At 42.6% G+C, this 9,362-nt stretch carries 7 protein-coding genes; 6 read left to right on the top strand and 1 reads right to left on the bottom strand.

Annotated features, from left to right (window positions below; genetic code table 11):
* Positions 1 to 574: 574 nt before the first annotated feature.
* Complete coding sequence (locus F9817_RS12900) at positions 575 to 1,282, bottom strand: NAD(P)H-binding protein (protein ID WP_161156148.1); 708 nt, start codon at positions 1,280 to 1,282, stop codon at positions 575 to 577.
* A gap of 559 nt (positions 1,283 to 1,841) precedes the next feature.
* On the opposite strand from F9817_RS12900, the gene cobT reads away from it, so the two are divergent.
* The 6 genes from cobT (at position 1,842) to F9817_RS12870 (ending at position 9,361) form a co-directional block, all read left to right on the top strand.
* Positions 1,842 to 2,903: a nicotinate-nucleotide--dimethylbenzimidazole phosphoribosyltransferase gene (gene cobT / locus F9817_RS12895; RefSeq protein ID WP_268982044.1), complete on the top strand. Its 1,062-nt coding sequence runs from the start codon at positions 1,842 to 1,844 to the stop codon at positions 2,901 to 2,903.
* A 242-nt stretch (positions 2,904 to 3,145) separates the two neighbouring features.
* On the top strand, positions 3,146 to 4,171 hold the full coding sequence (locus F9817_RS12890) for a succinylglutamate desuccinylase (protein ID WP_161156144.1): 1,026 nt from the start codon (positions 3,146 to 3,148) through the stop codon (positions 4,169 to 4,171).
* 138 nt (positions 4,172 to 4,309) lie between these two features.
* Positions 4,310 to 5,305, top strand: a complete 996-nt coding sequence (gene btuC / locus F9817_RS12885) for a vitamin B12 ABC transporter permease BtuC (RefSeq protein WP_161156160.1) — start codon at positions 4,310 to 4,312, stop codon at positions 5,303 to 5,305.
* Positions 5,292 to 6,047 carry a vitamin B12 ABC transporter ATP-binding protein BtuD gene (gene btuD / locus F9817_RS12880; RefSeq protein ID WP_161156142.1) on the top strand — a complete coding sequence of 252 codons (756 nt, stop codon included), beginning with the start codon at positions 5,292 to 5,294 and terminating at the stop codon, positions 6,045 to 6,047. Before btuC ends, btuD begins: the two co-directional genes overlap by 14 nt.
* Before the next feature lie 321 nt (positions 6,048 to 6,368).
* The gene (locus F9817_RS12875) at positions 6,369 to 7,622 is read left to right on the top strand and encodes a tyrosine-type recombinase/integrase (RefSeq protein WP_161156140.1); all 1,254 of its coding nucleotides are present in this window, start codon (positions 6,369 to 6,371) and stop codon (positions 7,620 to 7,622) included.
* Entirely contained in the window at positions 7,619 to 9,361 is a 1,743-nt protein-coding gene (locus F9817_RS12870) for a hypothetical protein (RefSeq protein WP_161156138.1), read from the top strand. The genes F9817_RS12875 and F9817_RS12870 overlap by 4 nt, the downstream gene beginning before the upstream one ends.
* The last annotated feature ends 1 nt before the right edge of the window (position 9,362 follow it).

The following is a 9,362-nucleotide window of genomic DNA, read 5'->3' as shown; positions in this document are numbered from 1 at the left end:
ATTATAAGGTGAATAACACTTTAGTGTTAGGGTTTATTTGGAATTTTATTCTGAATAGGAAGTGGTGATTCTAATGCGAGGAGGGGATATCTGCTGGGAATTATGTATAAAAACATACATAACTATTCGGCGAATAATGCTCTGTAAAATCCGTTTTTTTGTCATATTTATGTCAGGAGAATGACATTTTATGTTAATGCTTATTTAGGTATTCTTAATGAACTATAGGGTTATACCCAAGTAACCTCAAGATACTGTTTCAGCGAGAATGTATTCACTCTTAGGCAAGGCACTGATTTGAAGACATAGTCATTCTACGTAGAAAATCAGTAACACCGCCTAGGAGCGAATACAACTCGCCCTTTGGGAGCTCATCAACAAACCTATTTCTGCGCTCAATCACCTTGAAAGGGAATGACCATTCCTGCTGTGATTGAGCTTGACCTAGGCTCGTTGATGAAGCTCTGAATCCTGCATCTTGAGGTCATTTGGGTATAGATTAGTTCAAAAATTGAGTATGGGTATGAGTGTTATAAATAGGGAGGGGGAGGAGTATCGGTATGCTCTTTAAAACTCACTCGTCACATTTTCTGAGAAGCTTCTTCATATCAATACTATTTAAAATAGACACAGATGAACTGTGAGGTGCGAGCAATGTTTTGAGTAATGCTTGTGCCACATCTTGTGCGTCTATAGGGACAAAATTTTTCAAATTGCCAATAAAAAAGTGCTGCAGTATTTTCATGGATTTTTGCAGCCATAACTCATTAGGGCGAGGCTGTTCACGTTCTCCTTTTAGAGGCCCTGGTCTGAGAATCACAAGGTGTTCAAAACCTATATTCATCAATTTATGTTCCATGACTCCTTTACAGCAGAGATAGTGAGAGTGTGATTTCGGGTTAGCCCCATAGCTTGAAACAACGGCAATATGAGTCACGCCCATCGATTGCATTTGCTTAGCGATATCTACGACAAGATCAACATCTACCTTTTTTAACGCATCTTTTGATCCTGCCTGTTTTAGTGTCGTACCAAGTGCGATGACACCATAACGAACGTGACCTTTTATATAGTCGGGAATGGCAGATAGGTGACTATCCACGATCTGTACAAGCCGTGGGTGTTGATGGGGTAATGGACGGCGGTTCAATGTGTAGACTCCACCTAAATGACATTGATTTAGCAGAGTTTTTAGCACTTGAGAGCCTACTAAGCCTGATGCTCCGGCAAGTAACACATAGAAATCGTCTTTATGTGCTCGCGGAAAATCGTTATTCAACATTATCTACTTCATCCTTAACACTTAGATGACCTTTGAAAAAGGGACAACCTGTGGCGTTATCCGTAATCACCTAAATAGTTGTAACACGAATGACAGGGAGACTATAGGGGGCAATTTACTGTTTTGCAAACAATAACCTAGTGAAAGGCGGCAGAATATATTGGCAAAACGCCAACATATTTTGCTGAATGAACATTTATGAACTACTGGATAACGATTATCGACGTTTAACGAAGTGGAAATGGCATGGGGGGTACGCGTTTCTTGTTACTTTTATTTCGTACTGATTTTTTTGAGCGACTGTCTGTTAGCATTATTTGTATTCCTTTGTTTATTAAAACTTATCATGCAACATAAATGATGGTTTCACCACGTTGATATGAGTACACTTTATCGTAAATATATGAAACTTCCGTGAATGACATAAATTGCTCTGCTTATTACCAAATCAATCAGGAAAAAGAGTTTACTTGGCCGACACTTTTTTCATCATCGTTGATGAAACGCGATATGTTAGCGTTATCAATATGACACTTGGTGATCGCTCTGCTTGCTGCTTATGTGCAATAACGGTTCTATAGGAAAGATAACCATGTTAGATCGTCAATTTAGTGCTGATATTCAATCTCGTATTGATCAAAAAACCAAGCCTCTCGGTTCTTTGGGGCAAATCGAAGATATTGCATTCCAACTAGCACTTATTCAAAGCCAGAACAAAGACACAGCCGTAACTAACATTAAGATCGATAAGCCGATGGCGATTGTTTTTGCCGGCGATCATGGTATTGCAGATGCTGGCGTTAGTATTGCTCCAAGTGAAGTGACTCAGCAAATGGTGGTCAATTTTCTCAATGGTGGAGCGGCTATAAACTGCTTTTGTCGCGCGAATAACATCGAGATTAAAGTGGTCGATACGGGGATTTTATTTCCGGTAGAATCGGACCATCCTGATTATTTTATCCAGCGTTTAGGTGATCGTACTGCAAACTTTGCTGAGCAACCTGCGATGACGACTGAACAGATGGAAAAAGGATTAGAATTGGGCCAGCGCTTTGTTGAAACGATGATTGATGATGGTGCGGATTTAGTTATGTTTGGTGAAATGGGCATTGCGAACACCAGTAGTGCTGCTGCCATCGTATCAGCGTTATCGGGTGAGCCTGCCGACGCTTGTGTCGGTCGTGGTACCGGGATTTCAGACGAACAATACAATAAAAAAGTATCTTTAGTCGCAACAGGTGTCGAACGTTGTCAAACCTCAGAACCTTATAAGGTTCTTACTGAATTAGGCGGTTTTGAAATTGTCCAAATGGTGGGAGCTTTCATTGGTGCTGCAAAGCGCGGTGTGCCAGTGTTAGTGGATGGTTTTATTGTCAGCGCAGCCGCTTATGCAGCATCACTTATCGATCCAAGTTGCAAAGACGTGATGATTTTTGCTCATCAATCCCATGAGGCAGGCCACAAATTGGTATTGAGTAAATTGGATGCGAATCCTATTTTAGATTTGGGGTTACGTCTTGGTGAAGGTACTGGTGCGGCACTTGCTGTTCCAATGCTTAAAGCTGCTGCCGAGTTTTATAATACAATGGCAAGCTTTGCTGAAGCAGGTGTAACCGTATAATTGGGTGAATCTCAATTAATAAAACGGTGTTGACGCTAACATCTCGATGTGAACTTTGATGTGGGAAACGTTTATAACTAAGGACTAGGTCACATAGAGTTCACATCAGCGTAGAGTGTTAGCAAAAGTTAGTGATAAAATACTGTTATGTCAGGGTTTTAAATCGACGCGTTAAAATAAAGTTGCTTGATTGTAGGGAACCTGTACCTACTGTTGTTTGCTGTGCAAAAAAGGAGTCACACATGACGTCACTGTTTCATCAGTCATTTTTAGCGGATACGCTAGACATGACTACGGAAGTACTGCCAAGCGTTTGTAAAAACTCAAATGGCGTGACGCTGAAACTTCATCAACGTGGAATTTTAGAAGTGGTTCCAGCTCAGCAAACACCAAACACCCAACATGTGGTTATATCGGCTGGAGTTCATGGTGATGAAACTGCTCCGTTAGAATTGATGGAACAATGGGTTAATAAGATTGAAAATGGGTCATTAGCCGTAGAAACACGTTGTTTGTTCATTATTGCTCACCCCAAAGCAACCAATCGCTATAGCCGATTTTTGGACACAAACTTAAATCGCTTATTTGATGAAAAACCGCAAGAGCCATCCTTAGAACTTGCTATTGCCGATAACCTAAAAATAGCGTTGAGTGATTTTTTTGCAGGCACTCGCGTTGATGCAAGATGGCATTTGGATCTCCATTGCGCAATTAGAGATTCTAAACATCTCTCTTTTGCCGTCAGTCCTCGTTCACGTCATATGACTCGCAGTCGAAAGCTAGTGGATTTTTTGCAATCGGCTGAAATTGAAGCTCTGATGCTATCCAATGCGCCATCCAGCACGTTTAGCTGGTATAGCGCGGAGTATATGCAGGCTCAAGCATTAACGATTGAATTGGGGACAGTAGCACCGCTGGGGCAAAATGATCTGACACGATTTTCTGCATTCAGTAACGCGATCATGGCCATCATTGCAAACGATGAGCTACCTAAAACAGAACACCAATTAACGACATATCGTGTCAGCCGAACCATTGTGCGCTTACATGAAGATTTTCGCTTTTTGTTCGATGATAACGTCAAAAATTTCACCTCTTTTATGCATGGAGAAGTGTTTGGCCACGATGGTGATAAACCCCTCATGGCACAAAATGAAGGGGAAGCGATCGTGTTTCCTAACCGCCATGTCGATATTGGTCAGCGAGCTGCGTTGATGGTATGTAACGTGGTGATTCGTTACGAGAATGACCAAATTGTTTATGATTAAAGGTCTAAAGTGGATGAGAGCAATGCTGTCCCTATAACGTTCTGACGCGACTGAGCGTTATCCTTTCCCTAAATATCACTTTCTATTTAAATGGCTTAACGTTAAGGTTGAGCCATTCTTATTTTGTACCCTGCGACTATGGATTTTAACCAGCTTATTATCTTAAAACAGCGGCGCTGGAAACGCGCAGCTTATCTCTTGATCCTAATTTTATGTGTGGTGGCTTGTATCTACTTAATGGTAGGTGGCATGTTTATTTCGCTTTTTTCCCAACACACTATACTGGAGTCGAGGTTACTCTGGGATTTACGCTTACCCCGTTTACTCGCTGCAATGATAATTGGCGCATCATTAGGTATTGCTGGTGCTACGTTACAGGTTCTTTTAGGTAATGTGCTTGCTGAGCCTGGAGTCGTTGGTATTTCCGGTGGTGCGAGCGTTGCAATGGTGTTAGTGCTATTTTTCTTCCCTTTTGCCGCGACTCCCACCGTGTTTATGCTTTCGTGTATGGCTGGAGCACTCGTTTTTACTGCGTTGTTGGTCTTTATGGCTCGAGCGATGAGATTAACCACCTCTCGCTTATTGTTGGTCGGGGTGGCGCTCGGTATCTTGTCTGGCGCAGTAGTGACATGGGCATTTTATTTCAGTAATGACATGAGCTTACGTCAACTTATGTATTGGCTAATGGGCAGTGTTGGTGGGGTGACTTGGCCGCAACATACACTCAGCATTATTACTATTCCCGTGATAGGTTGGTTAATGTGCCAAGGCGATCGTTTAGATAAATTAATGCTCGGCGAAAGCTTTGCTCGTCAATTGGGCGTTAATATTGAAACGTTACGCTGGCAACTTATCTTAGCGGTGTCTGTGTTAGTCGGTAGTGCGGTAGCGCTAGGTGGTGTTATTGGCTTTGTAGGGTTAGTTGTCCCTCACGTACTGCGTCTAATGTTAGGCAGTGAAAATAAAATGTTAATGCCCCTCTCAGCTTTGGGTGGTGCTCTATTATTGACGAGTGCCGATCTTGTTGCCCGTTTGGCTTTGAAATCAGCGGAATTACCACTTGGAGTGGTTACAACAACGCTAGGCGCACCTATCTTTATTTGGATGTTGGTAAAAAATCATGATTCACGTTAATCATATCCATGTCAGTGAGCGGCTTTTACCTTTGTCATTTACTTGTCAGCCGGGGGAAGTCCTGCATGTTGTAGGTCCCAACGGTAGTGGTAAAAGTACGCTACTCAATGCCATTGCTGGGATGATTAGCTATCAAGGCGAAGTCGTGATTGATGGTATCCCAACCGAGCAATTGCCCTTAACCGAGCTCGCATTATATCGGGCTTTTTTGGCTCAAAGTCAGCGTCCAGCCTTTAACTTAGATCTCTTTCAGTATTTAGCGCTTTCTATACCTCATAGCGTTTCAGTACATGACGTAAACGTCGCGGCAGCGGTGCAAGAATTAGCGGATTTAATGAGTATTAGCGATAAATTGCATCGCTCTATTCATGAACTTTCTGGGGGAGAGTGGCAACGAGTCCGATTGGTCGGAAGTTGTTTGCAAGTCTGGCCGCGCCTTAATGACAAAGCAAGGTTATTGCTTTTAGATGAACCATCAGCACCGTTAGATATCGCTCAAGAAGCGATGCTCTACAAATTAATCGATTATATGAAACAGAAGGGGCTCAGTATCATCGTAGCAACGCATGATTTGAATAGAACATTGCGTCATGCTGACCGCGTGCTTTTACTCAAACAAGGCGTATTACAGGAAAGCGGTACCCCCAGCGATGTGTTAACGGAGGAAAATTTAGCACGAGTGTTTCAAACTCGAGTGAAGAGTGTTGATTTTGATGGGAAATCTCTACTCTTGTTCGAATGATTTTGGTGCATTGAGCACAAATGTGGATCAGTCGTTGAACGTCGCTAGAGGTGTTATTTTGTTGCTTCTATATAAATCAATGACTTATGATTAATTTTAAAGTTGGCACGCAATTGGCATTAATAAGAACGATACATTCTCGTTCTTGTTAGGCTTTTTATAGTCTCCTTAGCCACTTTGTCTCCCAAGGTGGCCTTTTTTTACATTCGGCTAAAAACTCCAATAGTTATAGTTAGATTAACATCAATTAACTTATTATCTTGATGAAATTAGATTGCAACATATACTAATAATTAGATTTAGATTCAATCAAGGTTCAGTATGGAGCACTTCTACCACCTAGTAGAAACAAACGAATATATTGATATTGGTGACGTTGAGATAACTAACGAGTTCGACAATTACCTTAATGCTGAAAAAACCGTGTCATTTGAGGACTCTCAGGAGTTGTTTACCGTTGATAAGCCGATGTCATTCAAGGGCGTTCTCATGTTGTTTACCAGTGAAGGTAAACCAGTATTTGAGCCAAATGCCTATATTCTAAGTCGACGCATCGTAGAGGGAGCAAAGGATGTAAAACCTACCTGCTTTCATCTGTTGAGGTATTTTCGTTATCTTGATGCCAATCACCTAAAATGGGATGACCATGAAGAACGCCTCCAGCGCTACCCGATTTTTCTGTATCGAGCCTATTTGGAAGGAGAAATAGAAAAAGGTAACTTGAGCCGCAGTACAGCCGTCTCAGCCCTTTCGATTACAAGGCGCTTCTACCTGTTTTGCTACCGTCATGGATACATTTCTCAATTGCCGTTTGAAGTGACGGGTACTACCAAGTATGGACAGACTCTCACGGACTGCTCAATCCGAAGCGCAACCAGAGAAACCAATTTACAGCCATTGAATGACTTTGACTTACAACATGTAAGGGACAATTGGCGGTGCAATGGGTTATCCAAAGAGTTTCGCTTGATGATTAGTGTGGCGCTTTCTGTGGGGCTTCGAGCAATCGAGATTACCGACATGAAACCCAAGCATTTTGCTATTCCCAAAGGGTTTAAAGGAAAGACTCTAACGGGTATCTGGATTGGGCCTGACCACGACTGCAAAACCAAGTATGACATCAACCGACAAGTATCCATGCCCATTTGGTTGATGGAGTCAATTAATGAATACCATCAAAGTGAGCGATATAAAAATCGGCAGCAGTTGTATTTCATGAATACGGGCGATATGACCCCTCCCGCTTTTATCAATAAGGATGGAGACCCGTTCACCACTAAGAGTCTCAACTCATTATGGGCTAAGTTACGCGCTGCGATACAAGAAAACAGTAACCCCCACTTTAAGCATAAAGAGCATGATTGCAGGGCAACGTTTGGCGCTTATAAGCTTGAATCGTTGGCTCAAATTAAAGAGTTGTCGATGATGCAAGCATTGAAAATGCTAAAGGATGAAATGGGTCATAAAGATTTAGAAACAACCATGCTGTACCTCAAGCATTACGAGGGCAATCCTGAAAAGAACCAAATCCCTGAGATAACCATGAACTTGCTAGAGGATGAAACGCTATCGTGACCGATGTAATTGATACGGAATACAAAGAAAACGCTCGTGCTTATCGCTCTACACCGACCACGGAGATGGTCACTGATAATATACTAACGGCAATTACTAAGTGGAAATATACTTGGAAGGACGGTAGTGGTTGCAACTCAATGTGTGACTTTGCAGAGCTAAAGGCGTATGCCACTGATGAGCATATTCGTCTGCTGATTTCCAAGTTCCAGCAGTCAGGGTGGCGTGAATCATCAAAGGCAAGATACTTTAGTACTATCCGACAAATCATTCGTCATGCATTCAATGCCCAAAGCGGAAAACGAAAAGCCAAAGTTCAGTTTTCACCAGAAACATGTACTCAGTACATCCATGCGACCTACCTATCAATGGCAAGTACAGGGAAAGGGCTTCACGGCAAGCCTATCAGTGCAAAAACTCTTGGCTGGCTGGGTTCAAATCTCAATTCAATCTGCAAAAAGTTTGGTCTCGGAACAATCCCTAAAACCGCACGAAACCTTGATACGAGTTCAGCGTCTTTAGGTTCTGACAACTACCCCCCTAAGCAGTTGCGCTCAATCGCCTTCGCCTTACTCGCTGACCGCAGAGCACTGTTAGAACGTTATCAGGACAAGTCACTATCTGAATACCAAAGAAAGTTAGCGTTTGACAGGTTGGTCAGTAATGCGGTGTTTCTGACCATCTACTATCTCGGTACAGGTCGAACTGAAACCTTGAGTATGTTTCTGGAAGATGAATGGGTGTGCCAGAAGTCAGGAGCTGGTCGCATCAGCATTGAAGGGTTTAAGACTCGCGGAAATACGGTTGAACTTCGCTCATTTACTCCAAGAGCATCCTGTAAGAGCTTTTTTGAATCACACCTTGCGTTATCTAAGGCGCATTCTACTTTTTTGGGTTCAGATAAGCATTACCTCTTCCTGAAGATGAACGGTAGTGCTCCAAGTGGAGATAGTCTCCTAAATTATGCTCAGGACTATCTGGTTAAACACTCCAAAGGTATTCAAGCTTTAATAGAAAAGAACCCTGATTTTCGTTTGAACTGCAACTTACTTAAGTCTTCGATTAAGCAGTACGCAGAGCAAAAACTAGGACGAAGTAAGGCAGCACAAAGCACCCGTAATGCATCTGAGACTTATGATAACGCCAAGTACGGCAAAGTCTCTGAAGGTGATGCCAGAAACCAATTGGCACTTGGCTTAACGGCTTTGCACAACTTAGGTGAAAACCCCAATGGCGGAACGGTTGTCGCGGTGGCACAAGCCAAAGAAGCGATTGGTGAGGTGGTTTCACATGAGGAATGGAAAGCCTTAAAAGAAGCCGATACTGAGCATCGTGTGGTTGAGAACCAGAACGGTGGTTTTTGTAAAGGAGCCGACACTCCTCAGAAAAAAGAATTTCAAAAAACCGTAGACAGAAGTGGTGTCCTTTCTGATGAAGAAAAATCCCAATTAGGCTGCGGCTTTGTCGTGAAATGCTTTAGCTGTCCGAATTTTGGTGTCGTGGATAACCCGCACGACATATGGCGTCTACTGTCCTTTGAGCAGCGACTGAATGAAGCCATGGTAGTGCATCAAAATGTCGAGCACTTCATCGCAAACTTTGGCGAAGTGAAAGTCAATCTAAATAAGCTCAAGGCACGTTTCAAGAAGGCTCACCTAAAAGCCGCCATGAAGCAACTAGAACGCGAATGTCACCCGTTGTGGGATGAAAATTCAGTTATGGACATATTCAGGGGATAAG

The sequence above is a fragment of the Vibrio eleionomae genome (assembly GCF_009874545.1).
In the GTDB taxonomy this organism is placed as follows: domain Bacteria; phylum Pseudomonadota; class Gammaproteobacteria; order Enterobacterales; family Vibrionaceae; genus Vibrio; species Vibrio nitrifigilis.
The sequence above is the reverse complement of the archived record's forward strand: the minus strand, read 5'-3'. Positions and strand labels throughout refer to the sequence as shown.

Coding starts and splice junctions, on each gene's coding strand:
- F9817_RS12900 (WP_161156148.1), bottom strand. CDS start 1,282: ATGTTGAATAACGATTTTCCGCGAGCACATAAAGACGATTTCTATGTG.
- cobT (WP_268982044.1), top strand. CDS start 1,842: ATGTGCAATAACGGTTCTATAGGAAAGATAACCATGTTAGATCGTCAA.
- F9817_RS12890 (WP_161156144.1), top strand. CDS start 3,146: ATGACGTCACTGTTTCATCAGTCATTTTTAGCGGATACGCTAGACATG.
- btuC (WP_161156160.1), top strand. CDS start 4,310: ATGGATTTTAACCAGCTTATTATCTTAAAACAGCGGCGCTGGAAACGC.
- btuD (WP_161156142.1), top strand. CDS start 5,292: ATGATTCACGTTAATCATATCCATGTCAGTGAGCGGCTTTTACCTTTG.
- F9817_RS12875 (WP_161156140.1), top strand. CDS start 6,369: ATGGAGCACTTCTACCACCTAGTAGAAACAAACGAATATATTGATATT.